Raw genomic sequence first — 18,902 nt, 5'->3', positions numbered from 1 at the left:
GCGCAGCGGAGCGTAAAGCGTCAGCAGTCCACACAACCGGCCCCGGAGGCCCGTCACCGCACCCACCACAAACCCAGCCCGCCGCAGGCGCAACGGCGAGACGCCCCGCGGTGGGAGAGATGAGTACATGCGGGGCGCCGCAAAGCGCAACGGCGACCAAGCCCCGCGGCGGGACAGACGGCTACGTGGGAGGCACCGCAAAGCGCAGCGGAACGGCGGGACAGTCAGGTACGTGGGAAGCAGGCCACAACGCAGTGTTTCGCCGAGGCTCACCCGTTCGCCCCCTCCGCTTCACGCGCTCGGGCGGCCGGTGCGGGAACAGTCTGGCGCGTAGAGAAGGGCCAGGTCAGCCCCGTCCGTCGACTCGTCGGCCTTCCACTCCCCATGGAGCTCCCATGCGCATGGCACCGACCGCGTCCGCCCCCACCGCCGCCGCACCCGCGGCTGCCGCTCCCACCGACACCGGCTACACCGCGCAGATAGCCGATACTCCCGAGCAGATCCGCGCGGCCCAGCGGCTCCGTCACCTGGTCTTCGCCGAGGAGATGGGCGCGACCCTGCACACCCCGCTGGCCGGCCATGACATCGACGACGTCGACGAGGTCGCCGACCACCTCGTCGTGACCCACACCGCCAGCGGCGCGATCGTCGGTACGTACCGGCTGCTGCCGCCCGGCCGCAGCCCGCGGCTCTACTCCGACGGCGAGTTCGACCTCGGCGCGCTCGCCGCGCTGCGGTCCTCGCTCATCGAGGCCGGCCGCTCCTGTGTGCACCCCGATCACCGCGACGGCGCGGTGATGACCCAGATGTGGGCCGCGCTCGCCCGTTACACGCTGCTCTCCGGCCACCGCTATCTGGCCGGCTGTGCCTCCGTCCCGCTCGCCGACGGTGGTACGGCCGCCGCCCACGCCCGGGAGCTGGGCCGCACCCGCTACGCCGCCCCGCCCGAGCTGACGGTCACCCCGCACCGGCCGTGGCACTCCACCGTCCCCGTGCCGGGGCGCCCCAGCCTTGCCCAGCTGCCGCCGCTGCTGCGCGGCTACCTCCGGATCGGCGCGTTCATCTGCGGCGCGCCCGCGCATGACCCCGAGTTCGACGTCGCGGACTTCTTCGTCGTCCTGGACATGGAACGGCTCGGCGACCGCTACCGGCGCTACTTCCTGGGGGAGCGGTGAACGGCCCCTGGGACGTCCGTTCCGACTGCACCCCGGACTGCGCCCGGCACGCACTGCCGCGGGTCCCGGCCGCCGAGGCGGTGCGGCGTTCCGCCGTTTTCACCCACCGGGTGCGCCGGGCGCTGACCGACGGCGGGCGGATGGCCGGCCCGGTACGGCTGCGCGCCCATGCCGCCGCTCTGCTCGACGCGCTGGACATCCGCCTGGAGGGCCCGGCTCCGGTGGCCGGGCCGCCGGGCGCCGGCGCCGGGCCGCTCACCGCGCCGGGCGGTGGCCCCGGGACCCTCCTCGTCGTCAACCACATCTCCTGGCTCGACATCCCCGCCCTGCTCGCCGTCGAACCGGTCACCCTCCTCGCCAAACGCGAGGTCGGCGGCTGGCCGGTCGTCGGCGGTCTGGCCCGGCGCGCCGGTACGTTCTTCATCGATCGCACGGATCCTCGTCAACTGCCCTCAACAGTACGCGAGTTGAGCCGGCTGCTGGCCTCCGGGCGGTCGGTGGCGGTGTTTCCGCAGGCGACCACCTGGTGCACGGCCGGCCGGGGGGTGTTCCGCCGGGCCACCTTTCAGGCCGCCCTCGACGCCGGTGCGCCGGTCCGGCCGGTCACCCTGGCGTACGCCCAGCAGGGCCGGCCCAGCACGGTGGCCGCGTTCTGCGGTGAGGACACCTTCCTCGGCTCGCTGCGCCGGGTGCTCGCGGCCCGCGCGCTGACCGTACGGGTCACCGCCCATCCGCTGCTGACGACCGCGGACGGCGCGGACGGCGCGGACCGGCGGGAGCTGGCGGCGCGGGCGGAACGCGCGGCGCTGTACGGGCGGCCGGTGGCGGCCGTGCCGGTACCGGGCGCGGCGCGGTCCGCGCGGGTCCATGTTTGACCAGCTCGACCACCTCGACACGCTGGCCCGCACCCTGCAGGGCCTGCTCGGTTCGCCCTGGCTCTGGCTGGTCGTGCTGCTGGTGTCCGGGCTCGACGCGCTGTTGCCGTTCATGCCGAGCGAGACCACCGTCGTGCTGGTCGCGGTGCTCATCGGTCCCGACCTGCCGCTGCTCGCGCTGCTGGCGGGCGTCGCGGCGGCCGGGGCGCTGGCCGGTGACTGCCTCGGCTACGCCGTCGGACGGTACGCGGGCCCGCGGGCCGTCGCCCGGCTGCTGCGCGGCGAACGCGGCCGGGCCCGGCACGCCAGGGCCCGGGCGCGGGTGGAACGGCATGCCGCGCTGCTGGTCATTGCCGGGCGCTTCCTGCCCGGTGGCCGGGTCGTCGCCGCGCTCTCCACCGGGAGCGTGCGCTACCCGCTGCGCCGTTTCGTCCTGCTGGACGCGGTGGGCGCGGGCCTCTGGGCGCTGTGCAGCGCGGCGCTCGGCGGCCTGGGCGGTACGGCGCTGGCCGGGTCGCCGGCCCGCGGGATGCTGCTGGCCTCGGCGGCCGGGCTGCTGGTGGCGGGGGGTGTGGGCTGGGTGCACCGGCGCGGGGTGCGGCACGCCCTCCCGCTCCAGGGGAAGCGGGAGGGCGTCTGACCCGAAGGGGCCACCGGTGCCGGGGCCGGCCTCCTGCGGTCCGGACGGGCGTCGGACTCGTACGGTCCGGACGGACGTCGGACTCGTACGGTCCGGACCGGCGCCGGACTGGCCGGGCTCAGGTGCTCGGCACGTACTTGTAGCCGACCCGCCGCACCGTCACGATCGACGACCGGTGCTCGACGCCCAACTTGCGGCGCAGCCGGGCGACATGGACGTCGACGGTGCGGCCGTCCCCGACGTGCCCGTAGCCCCAGACCGTGGTCACCAGCTGGTCACGGGTGTGCACGCGGTGCGGATGGGCGACCAGATGGGCCAGCAGCTCGAACTCCAGGTACGTCAGGTCCAGCGGGCGGCCCAGGACCTGGGCGGTGCGCTGCTCGGGGTCGATCCGGACGATCTCGTCGCCGGTCGGTGCGGGCGCCTCGGGCCGTGCGGCCGGTGGCGGCGCGGCCGGGGCGGGTGCCTGGTCGGCCGGCACCAGGACGAGGTAGCCCACCATCGGCGGCTGGCCGGGCAGGGCCGGCAGGCTGTGCTGGGGCGCCGGGAGCCAGGTGGCGCCGGAGTTCAGCAGTTCCGCCACGGCAGGGACGCTGTGGCGCGCAGCGCCTCCACCCGGGGCGGCGGCGGGTGACGGGTGGGCTTCGTCGGGTGAGACGGCGCGCAGGCGGTGGCGGTTCGGGGGCGGGGTGGTGAGGGGGGACAGGGGGGCCGTCGTGGAACCGGCGGTCAGGGTACGGACGTTCGTCATCAGGAGTCAGCTCTTTCGCGCAGAGGGGCGTCAGGGACGTCGTGCGCGCGGGCAGGGCTGGGGACGCCGGTCAGCGGCGTCGATGAGGTGTGTGCGGGCCCGCGCTCAGTGCGCGCGGCAACACAGACGGTCGAAAGCGTGCGCCTGCCGGGACGGCCAGAAGGGCTCGAGGTCGCTGCGACCTGTCGCGGTGTCGGTGAGGCTGGCCATGGCCCCATTGAACCAGACAGTCGGTGATCTGTCCCTCGTGTGGGTGGTGGTGTGACGCGAATCCACCGCACTCGGGCGGCACATACCGCCGGACCGGGCGCGATTCCGTTCCGACTCGGCTTGTGAGGACAGGAGTTGGGGGCGGGGAGGGGGGCGGACGGGTGGCCGAAATCCGTTGTTGCCGATCTCCGGTCCATCAGCGGCCTGCTGTCGCCGATCCCCGGTCCGCCAGCTTCCCGTTGTCGCCCATCCCCGGTCCATCAGCGGTCTGCCACCGCGTATCCCCGCTTTGCCCCCTTTCCGGGTGTGCCGTGTGCCGTGTGCCGTCCTGCGCGTATTCCGGCTCCGATCGCCGTCCCCAGTGCGAGTGCGGTCAGATGGCCGGCGTCGGTGAACGTCCGCCCCCGGCGCAGTACGGGCCGTATCCCCAGGGCCAGCAGGCCGGCCGTGGCGGCGGTCCGTATGCCGCGGTGCGGGACGGACGCGGCGAGCGCGCCCAGGGTGGCGTAGAAGCCGTAGCTGGCGCCGACGTCGACGGCGTGCGGGGTCGGGTCCTCGGGCCCGCGCAGGTGGGCGCGGGCGCGCAGGCCGGCGTGGACCAGCAGGCTGGCGCCGATGTGGCCGGCCGCGAAGACGCCCGCCGCGCGCCGCACTCCCCAGCGCCGCTCGGCCGTGCCGAGGACGGTGAGCAGTGCCGCGCCGTACGGCACCGGAAGCGGCTCCTCGACGAACCCGGCGCTGGTGAGCAGCGTGCCCCAGTGGCCGGCCCGCAGGTTGGCGACGTTGGTGGAGTGGGCGCGCAGCAGCTCCGTCCGGCGGCGGGCGGGCAGCCGCGCGGTGGCGTACGCGCCGAGCTGGACGGCTCCGACGTACAGCGGTGCGGCCCAGGGCACGCGGGACGGGAGGGGCGGGCGGGGCCGGGGTGTCATCTCAGGCTCCCGTCGGCAGGCGCTTGCGCCAGTCCAGCGGGGCGAGGTCGATCACGCGGTCCGGATCGCCGTCCCACCGCACCGGCAGGCCCGCCCCGGCCAGCGCCGCGGCCACCGTCCGGCCGACCTCGGCCCGCTGCTCGCCCGGCACTTCGGCGGCGTCCTGGCCGGGGCCGGGGTAGGCGCCGTAGCGGACCGCGAGGCCGTGGCCCTCGGCGGCCGCCGCGGTGTCCTGGTGGTGGAAGAAGACGAAGCCCCGGTCCCCCTCGGCCCGCTCGCCCCCTATCTCGCCCAGCGCGCAGTTGCTGCAGCAGGTGAAGTCCATCCGGGCCGTCAGTCCCTGGTCCGCCAGCGCGGCGAAGGCCCGGGCTACCCGGTCGGGGTCGGTCACCTCCGGCCACCCTGCCTGCTCGGTGAGCCGCTGCTCCCACAGCTGCGCCACGACCCGCCGTGCCTCCTCCTTCGAGACCTCGGCCTCCGCGGGGTCGAAGCCGTCCTGGACGTCCCTGACGACCTCGTGGAAGGCGCGGAAGCCGGAGCGTATGCCGGCTTGGGCCCGCTCCTCGGCCTCCGCGCGGATCGCGGGGTCCAGGCCGGGCGTGGCGAACAGGTCGGCGGGCCGCCAGTCCAGGGCCGTACGCCATGCCTGCCCGCCGCGGGCCCAGTCCAGGAACACCTCCACGACCCGCTCGGGGTCCGCGGTCGAGGCCGTGAAGTGCCGTTCCGGAGCGCCGTCGCGGTGCTCCACGGCGAACGGCCCGTCGCCGTCCCGCCAGGTCTGTAGGCACACCTGGTCCTCGTCGGGCAGCCGCTCGACGACCGCGAAGTGGTCGCCGTCGGCGCCGATCCGCCGCAGCAGTCCGGCCAGCTCCGCGGCGGTGGGGCGGGAAAGGTCCGCCCCGGACTCGGTCTTGACGCTGATCGCAAGCATGATCCCAGCCTGCCATCCGCCACTGACAACGCCGCCGCCACTGACAACGCCGCCGTCATTGACAATGCTGCCGCCACTGACAATGCCGCCCGGCGGCCGGGCGAATGCCGGACACGCGGAGGGGCCGGACCCACCGGTCCGGCCCCTCCGTGCGCGCCAAGCCGCGCGCCAAGCCGTACGCGCTACGGCCATACATGCTCTGGCAGTTCGCGCTACGGCCGTACGCCCTATGGCAGTTCGCGCTGCGCCCCGCCTCAGACCTGCTCGCGCCGCGCCAGCTCCGTGCAGCAGGTGTCCACGATCAGCCGGGTCACCACGTACGGGTCGACGTTGGCGTTCGGCCGCCGGTCCTCGATGTAGCCCTTCTTCTCGACCTCGACCTGCCAGGGGATGCGCACCGATGCACCGCGGTCCGAGGCGCCGTAGCTGAACTCGTCCCAGGGCGCGGTCTCGTGCGCGCCGGTGAGCCGGTCCTCGATGCCGGTGCCGTACTGGCGGACGTGCTCCAGCGGCTTGCCGTCCGCGCCCAGCGCCTCGCAGGCGGTGATGATCGGGTCGTAGCCCTCGCGCATCGCGCGGGTGGAGAAGTTGGTGTGCGCGCCCGCGCCGTTCCAGTCACCCTTGGCCGGCTTGGCGTCCAGCGACGCGGTGACGCCGAACTCCTCCGCGGTACGGTGCAGCAGCCAGCGCGCCACCCACATGTGGTCGGAGACCTCCAGCGGCGGCAGCGCGCCCACCTGGAACTCCCACTGGCCCGGCATGACCTCGGCGTTGATGCCGGACAGTCCCAGGCCCGCGGCCAGGCACAGGTCGAGGTGCTTCTCGACGATCTCCCGGCCGAAGATCTCGCCCGCGCCGACACCGCAGTAGTAGCCGCCCTGCGGGGCCGGGAAGCCGCCGCCCTCGGGGAAGCCGAGCGGCCGCTCGCCCTTGAGGAAGGTGTACTCCTGCTCGATGCCGAAGATCGGCTCCTGGGCCGCGAACTTCTCCGCCACCGGGCGCAGCAGCGCACGGGTGTTGGAGGAGTGCGGGGTGAGGTCGGTGTTGAGGACCTCGCACAGCACCAGGAGGTGGTCGCCGCCGCGGATCGGGTCCGGGCAGCTGAAGACCGGTTCGAGGACGAGGTCCGAGGAGTGGCCCTCGGCCTGGTTCGTGCTGGACCCGTCGAAGCCCCAGCGCGGCAGCTTGCTCCCGTCGGCCAGGATCTTCGTCTTGGAGCGGAGCTTGGCGGTCGGCTGGGTGCCGTCGATCCAGATGTACTCGGCCTTGATGGTCACGGGGTCCTCTTATACGGGTAGGTGCGGGTACGCGTGCGGGCGTACGTTCGCACTCTGGCAAGTGGCCGTTTCCCGTCCGTTGCCCATATGTGAACCGCAGGTTACTCAGCCGGACATCCCGCCATTCCTGAGGAGTTTGCTCCGATTTGCCTGGGAATCTATGCCGGTTTTCGGTGGATTTGCGGGGCTGTGCTGTGGCGCAGACCTCAGCCGCGCCCCTTCGCCAACCCCTCGGCGGGCGGCTTCAGCAGCCCCTCGAACCCCAGGTGTGTCACCCGCCGGACGAGCTCCGGACCGCTGATCCCCATCGCCTCCGCGGTGCGCCCCACGTGCCAGTCGTGGGCCGCCAGCCGGTGCAGCACATGACCGCGCCGGACCTGCTTGTCGGTCAGCCGGAACGTCTTGAGGTAGGCGACCCGCCCCTTGCCGTCGGTGATCGTTTCGCCGATGTGCTGGGTGCGGTGCAGCGCGAACGGCGGCAGGAAGCGGGACAGCCGGAACTGCCCCATCCGGTACGCCTGCCGCACCTCGTAGGTCTCGTCCAGCAGCTCGCCCGCCATCAGGACGGCGTGCTCACTCTCCCACTCCTGCTGCCGGCGCTCGGCGGCGGACCGCAGCTCGGCGAGCGAGCTGATGTACTCCGCCGTGATCCGGGCCGTGAACTCCGGCACCGGCCCGCCGTAGAGGGCGTACTGGTACATCAGCTCGCCGTACAGGTCCTGCAGCAGCGACGGGTGCAGCGCCCGGTAGTCGTCCGGATGCGGCACCACGAAGGCGGCGGCCAGGGCGTCGGCGACGTACACCAGCACCCCGCACTGCCCGGGATGGATCTCGAAGACCCGCAGCGCGTCGTCGAGCCCGGGGATCGCCTCGCCCCGGTAGGCCCGCTCCGCGCGCGGCGAGAGCCCGTCGCGGACCGCCCGCCGGGTCCACTCCTCCCACACGATCGACGGACCGCCGAAGTGCAGCGCCAGATAGCCGTCGAGCGCCAGATGGAGCGGCAGGAACCGCAGCCCTCCCGAGGGACCGCCGGACGCCTTCCCCGTCCCGGCCCCCGCCCCGGCCCTCGTCCCCTCCTCCTTGCCGCGCCGCCGCTGGACGAGCTTGCGCGGAAGGTGCAGCGGCGCGCACACCACCGGGTCCCGCTCATCGCTCAGCTGCGAGCCGTACGCGGCGGCCGGCGACCCGTCGCCCGTCCAGTTCGCCACGAAACCGTGCGGAACGTACGCCGTGTAGGCCGTGCCGCGCTCGCCCCGGACCGTCAGCGGCCCGTCCTCGTACAGCTCGCGGTGCAGCCGCAGATCGGTGATCGGCTCCGCCCGCACCAGCGGGACCAGCCGGACCGCGCCCCACACCTGCGCCGGCCGGGCCCGCAGCCCGCTCAGATCCAGCCTGCTCATCCCGCGGCCCCCTCTGCACGGACCGGCTCCCCGTCCGCCGCCAGGAACTGCCGCACCCGCTCGTCCAGATGGGCCCGCAGCTCGGCGAGCCCGGTGCGGCCCTCGGCGAACCGCGCGAGCTGCACCAGCGCCGGCAGGTCCTCGGCGTCGCGCACCCCGGCCGTCGGCACCACGGGGGACAGCCGCCGCACCGTGAAGTCCTCGGCGTCGTAGACCGGATTGAGGTGGACCACGGAAGTGGCGCCGCGCGGGTCGAGCCGGGTCCGCCAGACCCGCAGCACCTCACCGGCCAGCCCGGGCGGCGCGTTGTCCCAGCCGTCCGAGACGATCACCAGCCGCTCGGGCGCGTACTCCAGCGCGTCCAGCACCCGCATGCCCAGCGGGGTCGGCCCGTAAGGGCGGGCCAGCAGCGCGTCCTGCCGCCCGGACGTCCACAGCGGAAGATACGCCTCCGCCAGCGCCTCCAGCAGGAAGTGGCAGGCCAGCGCGGTCGCCAGCGGGCGGCGCCGCTTCTGCCGCGAGCCGGTGGTGGAGTAACTGTCGTCCAACACGGCCGCCACCCGGCCCCACGTCCCGGCCCGGGCCCCGGCGGTACGCCGCGCCGCCGCCCGCAGCGCGCCGGTCAGCTCGGCCCGGCGGGCGACCCGGTCGGCCGGCGGCAGCCCGAGGACGTACGAGGCGAGCCGGGTCAGCGGCATCCCGGTGAGATCGCGGTCCACCTCGGCGCCGTGCGCACGGGCCGACTCCTGCATCCGCAGCCGCTCCCGCCGCGTCATCCGCGGGGCGATCCGCTCCAGGAAGGCCCGGCGCCCGATGCCGTGCGCCGCCGCGAACCCCTCGGCGACGGTGAACGGCAGCTCGTACAGCGCGCCCTGCTCGTGGTGCGCCCGGCGCCAGGCGTCCAGCAGCGGGGTGTCGAACTGCTTCCGGCGGCGCGGCGCGAACAGGAAGTCGCCCAGCTCACCACCGTCCTCGCCCGGCCCGTGCAGCGGCAGATGGGCGTGGCGCGCCGCGCACGTGAGGCCGGCCCGGTACTTCACCGCGTCCAGCGCCGGGTCCGGGCGCGCGGCGACCCAGTCGCGGATGATCGCGCGGGTCCGGCGGTTGTTCACCCCGGCCGCGCGAAGCGCCCGGAACAGGCGGTACACCCGCGGTGCGGGCAGCCGCGCCAGCCGGGCCGCGATCAGCCGTCCTTCGGTGCGCCGCGCCTCCGCGGTCGCCTCGCCCGAGGTCTCCAGCAGCCGGCGCACGATCAGCGCGGCGTTGTGGTCGTTGATGTCCAGGGCGAGCGAAGCGGCGTACAACGGGCGGTAGTTGACCCGTACGTACTCGTGCAGGAAGTCCAGCGACAGCTGCTGTTCCGCCGCGCCGGAGCGGAACTCCCGCTGTCCGGTGGCCGTGATCGCGGCGTTCACGAACAGCAGCACGTCCTCGGCCGCCACCAGATCCGGGCAGCTGTGCACCGGCGCCTCCCCGTCGTCGGACGCCGGCCGGGGAATGGGGGCACGAACAGCGAATCGTTGCTTTGCAGAGCAGGTCCGGAAGTCGCACCGGAGTCCCGCGGCCGGCTGGGGGAAACGTAACACCGGGCGGGCGCGGCGGGCATGCCGATTACCGCCCCGGGGACACGGCCCGGCCGCCCGGGGAATCGGCCGTCCGCCGCCCGCCCCGGGGGACACTGGCCGCATGACGATCCTGCGCATCGGACTCCTCGGTACCGGTCCCTGGGCGCGCAGCGTGCACGCCCCCGCCCTCGCCGACCACCCCGGCGTCGCCTTCACCGGCGTCTGGGGGCGCCGTGCGGAGGCCGCCGCCGCCCTGGCCCAGGCCCACGGCACCCGCCCGTACGAGAGCCCCGACGAGCTGTGCGCCGACTGCGACGCCGTGGCCATCGCGCTGCCGCCGTCCGTGCAGGGCCCGTTGGCCGAGCGCGCCGCGCGGGCCGGCTGCCACCTCCTGCTGGACAAGCCGGTCGCCACCTCCGTGCCCGAGGCCCGGGCGGTCGCCGAGGCCGCCGACCGGGCGCAGGTGGCCTCGGTGGTGTTCTTCACCGCGCGGTTCGGCGCGGAGGAGGGCGAGTGGATCGCCGCGCAGGCGGCCGCCGGCGGCTGGTTCACCGCGCACGCCGACTGGCTCGCGCCGGTCTTCTCCGACGGCTCCACCAGCCCGTACGCCCACTCGCCGTGGCGCCGCGACAAGGGCGGCCTGTGGGACGTCGGCCCGCACGCGCTCTCCGTCCTGCTGCCCGTCCTGGGGGACGCGGAGGAGGTGACCGCCACCAGGGGCCCGGCCGACACCGTGCTCCTGACGATGCGGCACAGCAGCGGCGCGGCCAGCACCGCGACGGTCGGGCTGACCGCCCCGGCCGCCGCGGCCGGCGTCGAGGTCACCCTCCGCGGCACGGCCGGCGTCACCACCCTGCCCCGCCGTCAGCACGGCCCCGGACCGGCCTACCACCGCGCCCTCGACGCCCTGCGCGCCGCGGTGGAGACCGGTCTGCCGAACGCCTGCGACGTCCACTTCGGCCTGCGGGTCACCGAGATCCTGGCGGCGGCGGAGCAGTCCCTCACCCCGCTCATGCCTCAACGGTCATGAGTACATGGCGCATTTGGTCGTGGAGGGCATGAGAGATCGGCCGTAGCGTCGGTTCCGCCGGCCGGTCACCGTCCGGCCGCCGACCGCCCGAGCACCGCACCGAGGAGCACACCGTCGATGCCACCCGCCACCGGCTTCACCAGTTACGCCGACACCATCCTGGCCGCCCTCGCCCGCGACCCGGAACGGCTCGCACTGACCGGCCCGGAAGGCCACCGCGACCTCACCGCGGGTGAGCTGCACGCCACCGTCCACCGCATGGCGGCGGTGCTCGACGCCCGCGGCATCGGCCGCGGCCACACGGTCTGCCTGCTCAGCGGCAACCGCCCCGAGGTGCTCGCGGTCCGCTACGCCGTCAATCTCCTCGGCGCCCGGGTGGTCTTCCTCTACGACGGCATGGCCGCCGAATCCCTGGCCCGGATAGCCGACAGCGTCGAACCGGCCCTGCTCGTCGTCGACCCCGCACTGCACGCCACCGCACAGGAGGTACTCCGCCATCTGCCGGGCCCGCGCCCCGAGGTGCTGACCCTCGGCCCGGCGCCGGCCCCCGCCCTCGGCGCGGATCTGCTCGCCGCCTGCACCGCGCTCCCGGCCACGCCCGAGGTGGCGAGCCGGGCCCGCCCGGAGGACGACTGGTGCATCCGGCACACCGGCGGCACCACCGGCATCCCCAAGGGCGTCCGGATGGCGCACGCCCCCTACGGCGCGATGCTCGCCCACATGGCGCCGGAGCCCGGGGACGGGCCCGCCCGGTTCCTGGCCTGCACCTCGCTCGCCCATCTGGCGGGCATCCTGTCCGACCTCACCCTCGCCGGCGGCGGCACCGTCTTCCTGCACCGCTCCTTCGACCCCGCCGCCGTCCTGGCCGCCGTCGCCCGCGACCGCATCACCGACCTCTGGCTGCTGCCGCCGCTCCTCCACCGCCTCCTCGACGACCCCACCCTCCCCACCACCGACCTCAGCTCCCTCGCCCGTATCACCTACGGCGGCTGCCCCGCCTCGCCCTCCCGTCTGCTGCAGGCCGCCGAGGTCTTCGGCCCGGTGCTGCACGGGATGTACGGCATGTCCGAGGCGATGAGCATCAGCCTGGCCCTTCCGGAGGACCACGTGCCCACCGGGCCCGGCGGCCGGATCACCGTCGGCCGCGCACTGCCCGGTGTGGAGATCGCCGTCCGGGACGCGGCCGGCCGCGACCTGCCGACGGGGGAGCCGGGCGAGGTGCATGTCCGCTCCGCCGGTGTGATGGCCGGCTACTGGAAGCAGCCCGAGGAGAGCGCGCGAGCCCTGCCCGGGGACGGCTGGCTGCGCACCGGCGACGTCGGCTGCCTGGACGACGAGGGCCGGCTCTACCTCGTCGACCGGGTCAAGGACGTGATCATCGTCGTGGGCGGCCATGTCCACCCGGCGGAGATCGAGGACCTGCTGCACACCCACCCCGCGGTCGCCCACTGCGCCGTCTACGGGGTGCGCACCGCGGACGAGACCGAGGAGGTGCACGTCGCGGTCGTCCCCGCCCCGGGCCGGACCGTGGACCTCGCCGACCTCCGCGCGTTCGTCACCGCGCACAAGGGCGCCATGTACGCCCCGGCCGCCGTCCACGTCGTCGACGCCATCCCGCTCACGCCGGTCGGCAAACCCGACAAGACGGTGCTGCGGGCGGGGGCCGCCACGGCCTGACGCAGGCCCGCACAAAAGCCCCTGGCCAGCGCCCCAAATCGGCTCTGGCCAGGGGCTTTTGTCAGTGCCGGCCGGTAGAATGGGAACCAGTCAGTGAGGGTTTTCCCAGCGCTCCAGGAGGTCGCCCGTGGCTGTTGCCGTAACGATGACGAAGCCTCTCCCCGCCCACCCGCTGCCCAAGAAACCACTGCCCGCCGGCTGGCCCCGCGAGCGGTACGAATCCCACAACCGCCGCCTGAAGGCCATGCGTCTGGCCATCGCCCTGCTCGACACCGGCGTCTACCGCCCCGAGCAGGCCCCCAACCACCGCATCCGCAGCACCGCCGCCCGGATAGGGGTGCACGCCCCCTCCGACACGACCTGCCGCCTGGTGCGCGCGCTGCTCTACGACAACTGCTGACGGCCCGCCGACACACGCCCGCGCTTCGCGCCACCTGCTGACGACACCGGCGGGCGGCCCGGGAATCACTCCCCGGGCCGCCCGCCCGCTTCCGCGCCCGCTTCCCCGTCGTCCTCCCCGCCGCTCGCCATGTCCTCGACCTCGGCCAGGGCCTCCTGGAGCCACTGCACCCAGAAGGTCTCCAGCCCGACCCCGGCCCGCAGCACGAGCCGCCGCAGCCGGTCCTCCGGGTCGGCCACCGCCCCGAAGTCGCGCGCCTCGATCTCCTCGTACTCCGCCAACTGCCGTTGGTGCAGCGCCAGATGGCGCCGCAGCTCGGCGTCCAGCCCGGCCCGGCCGACGACCGCCGCCGCCCGCAGCCGCAGCACCAGCGCATTGCGCACCGGCTTGGCGTCCTGCTCGCCGGACGCCCACGCGGTCAGCTCCGCACGCCCCGCCGGCAGCACCTCGAACTCCTTCTTCTGCCCGCGCGACGGCTGATCGGACGGCAGCGCCCGGATGAACCCGGCCTGCTCCAGCTTCCCCAGCTCCCGGTAGATCTGCTGGTGCGTGGCCGGCCAGAAGTACCCGATCGACCGGTCGAACCTCCGGGTCAGCTCCAGCCCCGACGACGGCTTCTCCAGCAGGGCGGTGAGGATCGCGTGGGGGAGGGACATGGGGGAATCCTAGGCAGGCCGGGTGCCGGTCCGGGTGCCGCCGGCGGCTCAGAGCGCCGCCGCCAGCTCCGTCCCCTGCTTGATGGCGCGCTTGGCGTCCAGCTCGGCGGCGACGTCCGCACCGCCGATCAGATGCACCGCCCGGCCCTCCGCCCGCAGCTCCTCGTACAGGTCCCGGCGGGGCTCCTGCCCGGTGCACAGCACGACGGTGTCCACCGGCAGCGTGCGGGCCTCGCCGTCGATCGTGACGTGCAGCCCCGCATCGTCGATCCGCTCGTACGTCACCCCGGGGACCATCGTCACGCCCCGGTGCCGCAGCTCCGTACGGTGGATCCACCCGGTGGTCTTGCCCAGCCCGGCGCCCACCTTGGACGCCTTGCGCTGGAGCAGGTGCACCTGGCGCGGCGGCGCGGGCCGCTCCGGCGCCCGCAGCCCGCCGCGGTCGCCGTACCCGGTGTCCACGCCCCAGCCCCGGAAGTACGTCTCCGCGTCCCGGCTCGCCCCGTCACCGGCGTCGGTCAGGAACTCCGCGACGTCGAAGCCGATGCCGCCCGCCCCGATGACCGCGACCCGCGCGCCCACCTCCGCACCGTCCCGCAGCACGTCGAGGTAGCTGACCACGCTCGGGTGGCCGATCCCCTCGATCTCCGGGATCCGCGGGGTGACACCGGTGGCGACCACCACCTCGTCGTACGCCCCCAGGTCGGCCGCGGTCACCGCGGTCTTCAGCCGGACGTCCACCCCGCGCAGCGCCAGCTGCTCGCGGAAGTACCGCAGCGTCTCCTCGAACTCCTCCTTGCCCGGCACCCGCTTGGCGATGTTCAGCTGCCCGCCGATCTCGTCCGCGGCCTCGAACAGCGTGACCTGGTGCCCCCGCTCGGCGGCCGACACCGCACAGGCGAGCCCGGCCGGCCCGGCCCCGACCACCGCGAGCCGCTTGCGCAGCCGGGTCGGCGCGAGCACCAGCTCGGTCTCGTGGCAGGCCCGCGGATTCACCAGGCAGGAGGTGATCTTCCCGCTGAAGGTGTGGTCGAGGCAGGCCTGGTTGCAGCCGATACAGGTGTTGATCTCCGCGGCCCGCCCGTCCGCCGCCTTCGCCACGAAGTCCGGGTCGGCGAGGAAGGGCCGGGCCAGCGACACCATGTCGGCCCGTCCGTCGGCGAGCAACTCCTCGGCGACCTCGGGGGTGTTGATCCGGTTGCTGGTCACCAGCGGCACCGAGACCGCACCCATCAGCCGCTTGGTCACCCAGGTGTACGCCCCGCGCGGCACCGACGTCGCGATGGTCGGGATACGGGCCTCGTGCCACCCGATGCCGGTGTTGATGATCGTCGCGCCCGCCGCCTCGATCTCCTTGGCGAGCGTGACGACCTCCTCCAGCGTCGAGCCGCCCGGCACCAGGTCCAGCATCGACAGCCGGTAGATCAGGATGAAGTCCGGCCCGACCCGCTCCCGGGTCCGCCGCACGATCTCCACCGGGAACCGCATCCGGTTCTCGTACGAGCCGCCCCACCGGTCGGTGCGGTGGTTGGTCGCGCCGACCACGAACTCGTTGATCAAATACCCTTCCGAGCCCATGATCTCGACCCCGTCGTACCCCGCCGACCGGGCCAGCTCCGCCGCCCGTACGTAGTCCTCGACGGTCTGCTCCACCTCGGCGTCGGTCAGCGCGTGCGGGGTGAACGGGCTGATCGGCGCCTGGATCGCACTCGGCGCGACCAGGTCCTGGTGGTACGCGTACCGCCCGAAGTGCAGGATCTGCATCGCGATCCGCCCGCCCGCGGCGTGCACCGCCTCGGTCACGGTCCGGTGCTGCGCCGCCTCCGCCTCGGTGGTCAGCTTGGCCCCGCCCTCGTACGGCCGGCCCGCGTCGTTCGGCGCGATCCCGCCGGTGACCATCAGCCCGACCCCGCCGCGCGCCCGCTCCGCGTAGAACGCGGCCATCCGCGCGAACCCGTTCTCCGCCTCCTCCAGGCCGATGTGCATCGACCCCATCAGCACCCGGTTGGGGAGCGTGGTGAACCCGAGGTCGAGCGGGCTCATCAGGTGCGGATACGGGTTCTTCGGGCTCACGGGGGCCTCCTCGGGCGGGGTGGACTGATACCGGTTCTAGACCAGGCGGAGGCGGTTATGCAACAAGTTGCAAAAACTGTGAGGGAGGCGACGCGGGAGGCGGGGTGCCGGCCCGCCCGTCGTTCCGCCCGGGCGGTCGTACCGAATGCGTGACGATCTCCGCACCGTGCGTCGTGTCACAGACAACGCCCCGGAATGTGTGGCAACGTCAACTCCTTCCAGCTTCCACCTCAACTCACCTCTCCTCCGAGGGAGTTGACGTAAAAAACGTGCAGCAACGTGCAGCAATGTGCAAAGACGTGCAATGACGCGCCATGACGTGGACGCCTGCCGCACCCCGGTGCCCGCAGGCGTCTCCACGCCCGCGGAGAGGAACGCATGAGCACCGTGAACAGCATCGGCACCGCGCACGACCCCGCCCCCGCCACCGCGCAGCCCCCGACCCTCGACGAGGTGGTCGACACCGGCCGATACCCCCTGGCGGACCCCGACGGCCCCGAGGCGCAGGCCGTCGTCGCCCGCGCCCGGCACGAGCTGGACACCCTCGGCTGCACCGTCCTGCCGGACTTCGTCCACCCCGCCCGGCGCGCGCTCCTCCGGGCCGAATGCGCCGGGCTCGCCCCCCGCGCCCACTTCGACGTCGAATCGGTCAACGTCTACAACATCGCCGTCGACCGGGACCTGCCGCCCGGCCACCCCGGCCGCACGGTCTTCGAACGCGGCAACGCCTTCGTCGCCCGGGACCGCATCCCGGCCGGCGCCCTGATCAGCCGGCTCTACGCCCACCCCGCCTTCCAGCGCTTCGTCGCCCGCTGCTTCCGCCTGCCCCGGCTGTACGAGCTCGCCGACCCGTACTCCGCGCTCGTCCTGAACGTCGTCGAACCGGGCAAGGAACACCCCTGGCACTTCGACACCAACGAGTTCACCGTCAGCATGCTCACCCAGGAGGCCGGAGCCGGCGGCGACTTCGAGTACTGCCCGAACATCCGGTCCGCACAGGACGAGCACTTCGACGACGTCCGCGACGTCCTCCAGGGCCGGGGCGGGCGGCTGATCCACCGCCTGCCGCTCCGCCCCGGCGACCTGCAGCTGTTCAAGGGTCGCTACTCGCTGCACCGGGTCAGCCCGGTGCGGGGCACGACCGCCCGCCACTCGGCGATCTTCGCCTACAGCGAGCGCCCCGGCGTCATCGGCAGCGTCGCCCGCACCCGCCAGCTCTTCGGCCGGGTCGACCCCGCACACCTGGCCGCCGAGGACCGCGCGATACGCGGCGACCAGCTGCTGGACTAGCCCCCCCGCACGCCCCCGCACGCCCAAGCCCCGGAATCGCGCAACCCACCCGGAACCGCGCAACCCATCGGGAACACCGCACCCCGTACACCGAAACGAGACGCACGTGACCAACAGTCAGGGGACCGTAGACGTGACCGACAGCCACGGCACCGCCCTCCCGCCCACCGGCGAGGGAACCGCCCCCACCCCCACCTTCGCCCTGGAGGACACCCTCCCGCGGGTCCCGCTGCCCTCCCTGGAGGAGAGCTGCGAGCGGTTCCTCGCCTGGTGCCGGCCCCTGCTGACCCCCGCCCAACTCGCCGAGACCGAGGCCGAGGTGGCCGCCTTCCTCCGCCCCGGCGGCCCCGGCCGGGTGCTCCAGGCCGCCCTGGAGGAGTACGACGCCACCGAGGGCGTGCACAGCTGGCTCGACACCTTCTGGCCGTACCGCTACCTCGGCCGCCGCGACCGCATCGCCCTCAACGCCAACTTCTTCTTCCTCTTCCAGGACACCGGGCAGGCACAGCTGGACCGGGCCGCGGGCCTGATCGCCGGGGCCCTGCACCACAAGCACCAACTGGACCGGGAGGCCCTGCCGCCGGTGGTCCAGCGCGGCCGCCCGCAGACCATGGAACAGAACAAGTTCCTCTTCTCCACCACCCGCATCCCCGGCCCGGAACAGGACACCGTCCGCGCCCCTTACACGCCCGAGTGGCCCGGCCCGTCCGACGCCCGCCACATCGTGGTCTTCTTCCGGGGCCGCATGTACACCCTCGACGTCCTCGGCCCCGATGGCACCCCGCACACCCTCGACGACCTGAAGGAAGGGCTGCAGGCCGTCCTCAAGGCCGACCCCGGTGCGGAGCCGGACGCCCCGGTCGGCCACCTGACCACCATGGCCCGCGCCGAATGGGCCGCCGCCCGCGCGTCCCTCCAAGCCCTGCACCCCGACAACGCGGCGGCCCTCGACACCGTCGAAACCGCCCTCTTCTGCCTCTGCCTGGAGGACTTCGCCCCCGCGGACACCCAGACGGCCTGTGACGAACTCCTCCACGGCGACCGCGGCAACCGCTGGTTCGACAAGGCCGTCTCCTTCATCGTCTTCGCCGACGGCCGCGCCGGCATCAACGTCGAACACTGCGAACTGGACGGCACCACCATCCTCAGCTTCGTCGACGCCCTGCTCACCACCCCGCCCGAGGACCACTCCCGCCTCTCCGGAGCGCGCCCCCAGGGCGCCCCCACCCCGCACCCCCTCACCTTCCAGCTCGACGATGCCCTACGCGCCCAGGTACGCTCCGCCGCCACCGCCTTCGCCCGGTACGGCGCCGACACCGCCACCCGTACCGTCTCCTTCGACGACTTCGGCGCCACCACGGCCAAGTCCCTGGGCGTCTCCCCGGACGCCTTCGTCCAGCTCGCCTACCAACTGGCCCACCAGCGCGCCAAGGGACACCTGGGCGCCACCTACGAGTCGATCGCCACCCGCCAGTGGCGCCGCGGCCGCACCGAGGCCATGCGCGTGGTCACCCCGGAGATCGTGGACTTCGTCGCCACGATGCAGGACCCGGCGACCGACCCCGCCACCCGCCGCACCGCCCTCCACGCCGCGGCCCGCGCCCACGTCACCCGCGCCAAGGAATGCCAGGCCGGCGACGCCCCGGAGCAACACCTCTGGGAACTCGAACTGATCCAGCGCCGCCGCGGCCCCGACCTCGGCCTCACCGAACAGCCCGCCCTCTACCGCACCCCCGGCTGGCTGGTCATGCGCGACGACTACCTCAGCACCAGCTCCGCCCCCTCCACCCACATCCAGTACTTCGGCTTCGGCTCCACCAGCCCCCGCTGCATCGGCGTCGCCTACGTCCTCCTCCCCGACCGCTTCCACCTCTACCTCTCCACCCCCCGCCCGGTGGCCGCCGGAATGCACGCCTTCGCCGATCACCTCCGCGAGGCGGTACACGAACTCCGGGAACTGCTGGCCACCGACCGTCCCACGGCCTGACGCCGCACGCCGCCCGCGCCGCCGGACATCCGGCGG

Annotated in this window: 16 protein-coding genes; 8 read left to right on the top strand and 8 right to left on the bottom strand. The window is 73.9% G+C overall.

The features are described 5' to 3' along the window. The first annotated feature begins 395 nt into the window (after positions 1-395). Genes ACGF4C_RS07100 through ACGF4C_RS07090 form a run of 3 tightly spaced genes read left to right on the top strand, consistent with a single transcriptional unit; the run spans position 396 to position 2,690 of the window. A complete protein-coding gene (locus tag ACGF4C_RS07100; RefSeq protein WP_393563917.1) occupies positions 396-1,175 on the top strand; it encodes a GNAT family N-acetyltransferase in 780 nt (259 codons plus the stop codon). Continuing rightward, on the top strand, positions 1,172-2,050 hold the full coding sequence (locus ACGF4C_RS07095; RefSeq protein WP_393563915.1) for a lysophospholipid acyltransferase family protein: 879 nt from the start codon (positions 1,172-1,174) through the stop codon (positions 2,048-2,050). Before ACGF4C_RS07100 ends, ACGF4C_RS07095 begins: the two co-directional genes overlap by 4 nt. Then, positions 2,043-2,690: a DedA family protein gene (locus ACGF4C_RS07090; RefSeq protein ID WP_393563913.1), complete on the top strand. Its 648-nt coding sequence runs from the start codon at positions 2,043-2,045 to the stop codon at positions 2,688-2,690. Before ACGF4C_RS07095 ends, ACGF4C_RS07090 begins: the two co-directional genes overlap by 8 nt. 118 nt (positions 2,691-2,808) lie before the next feature. Here ACGF4C_RS07090 and ACGF4C_RS07085 read toward each other — a convergent pair whose 3' ends face one another. From ACGF4C_RS07085 to ACGF4C_RS07060, 6 genes are all read right to left on the bottom strand, one after another. Beyond that, on the bottom strand, positions 2,809-3,441 hold the full coding sequence (locus ACGF4C_RS07085) for a winged helix-turn-helix domain-containing protein (protein WP_393563912.1): 633 nt from the start codon (positions 3,439-3,441) through the stop codon (positions 2,809-2,811). Between the two features lie 470 nt (positions 3,442-3,911). Continuing rightward, the gene (locus ACGF4C_RS07080) at positions 3,912-4,580 is read right to left on the bottom strand and encodes a rhomboid-like protein (RefSeq protein WP_393563911.1); all 669 of its coding nucleotides are present in this window, start codon (positions 4,578-4,580) and stop codon (positions 3,912-3,914) included. 1 nt (position 4,581) lies between these two features. Further along, the gene (locus ACGF4C_RS07075) at positions 4,582-5,511 is read right to left on the bottom strand and encodes a DUF6891 domain-containing protein (protein WP_393563910.1); all 930 of its coding nucleotides are present in this window, start codon (positions 5,509-5,511) and stop codon (positions 4,582-4,584) included. Between the two features lie 254 nt (positions 5,512-5,765). Further along, on the bottom strand, positions 5,766-6,788 hold the full coding sequence (glnII, locus tag ACGF4C_RS07070) for a glutamine synthetase (protein ID WP_393563909.1): 1,023 nt from the start codon (positions 6,786-6,788) through the stop codon (positions 5,766-5,768). Between the two features lie 206 nt (positions 6,789-6,994). Continuing rightward, entirely contained in the window at positions 6,995-8,188 is a 1,194-nt protein-coding gene (locus ACGF4C_RS07065) for a hypothetical protein (protein ID WP_393563907.1), read from the bottom strand. Next, positions 8,185-9,651 carry a hypothetical protein gene (locus tag ACGF4C_RS07060; protein WP_393563905.1) on the bottom strand — a complete coding sequence of 489 codons (1,467 nt, stop codon included), beginning with the start codon at positions 9,649-9,651 and terminating at the stop codon, positions 8,185-8,187. Before ACGF4C_RS07060 ends, ACGF4C_RS07065 begins: the two co-directional genes overlap by 4 nt. A 223-nt stretch (positions 9,652-9,874) precedes the next feature. Between ACGF4C_RS07060 and ACGF4C_RS07055 the strand changes: the two genes are divergently transcribed. The 3 genes from ACGF4C_RS07055 to ACGF4C_RS07045 all read left to right on the top strand — a co-directional run bounded on the left by ACGF4C_RS07055 (position 9,875) and on the right by ACGF4C_RS07045 (position 12,860). Beyond that, positions 9,875-10,783, top strand: coding sequence for a Gfo/Idh/MocA family protein (locus ACGF4C_RS07055; RefSeq protein ID WP_393563903.1), 909 nt, complete (start codon positions 9,875-9,877; stop codon positions 10,781-10,783). A 117-nt stretch (positions 10,784-10,900) separates the two neighbouring features. Then, positions 10,901-12,460, top strand: coding sequence for an AMP-binding protein (locus ACGF4C_RS07050; protein ID WP_393563902.1), 1,560 nt, complete (start codon positions 10,901-10,903; stop codon positions 12,458-12,460). 127 nt (positions 12,461-12,587) lie between these two features. Then, a complete protein-coding gene (locus ACGF4C_RS07045) occupies positions 12,588-12,860 on the top strand; it encodes a hypothetical protein (RefSeq protein WP_261951908.1) in 273 nt (90 codons plus the stop codon). 65 nt (positions 12,861-12,925) lie between these two features. Here ACGF4C_RS07045 and ACGF4C_RS07040 read toward each other — a convergent pair whose 3' ends face one another. After that, positions 12,926-13,516 (bottom strand): PadR family transcriptional regulator, encoded by a 591-nt coding sequence (locus tag ACGF4C_RS07040; RefSeq protein ID WP_393563901.1) that lies wholly within the window; start codon positions 13,514-13,516, stop codon positions 12,926-12,928. A gap of 48 nt (positions 13,517-13,564) precedes the next feature. Beyond that, positions 13,565-15,559: an FAD-dependent oxidoreductase gene (locus ACGF4C_RS07035; protein ID WP_393563949.1), complete on the bottom strand. Its 1,995-nt coding sequence runs from the start codon at positions 15,557-15,559 to the stop codon at positions 13,565-13,567. A gap of 408 nt (positions 15,560-15,967) precedes the next feature. Between ACGF4C_RS07035 and ACGF4C_RS07030 the strand changes: the two genes are divergently transcribed. After that, positions 15,968-16,879 carry an arpA protein gene (locus ACGF4C_RS07030; RefSeq protein ID WP_393563900.1) on the top strand — a complete coding sequence of 304 codons (912 nt, stop codon included), beginning with the start codon at positions 15,968-15,970 and terminating at the stop codon, positions 16,877-16,879. A 133-nt stretch (positions 16,880-17,012) separates the two neighbouring features. After that, positions 17,013-18,866, top strand: coding sequence for a choline/carnitine O-acyltransferase (locus ACGF4C_RS07025; RefSeq protein ID WP_393563898.1), 1,854 nt, complete (start codon positions 17,013-17,015; stop codon positions 18,864-18,866). Positions 18,867-18,902 lie beyond the last annotated feature (36 nt).

Origin of the sequence: Streptomyces sp. NPDC048197, from assembly GCF_043202395.1 — a bacterium.
GTDB lineage: Bacteria > Actinomycetota > Actinomycetes > Streptomycetales > Streptomycetaceae > Streptomyces > Streptomyces siderophoricus.
The sequence above is the reverse complement of the archived record's forward strand: the minus strand, read 5'-3'. Positions and strand labels throughout refer to the sequence as shown.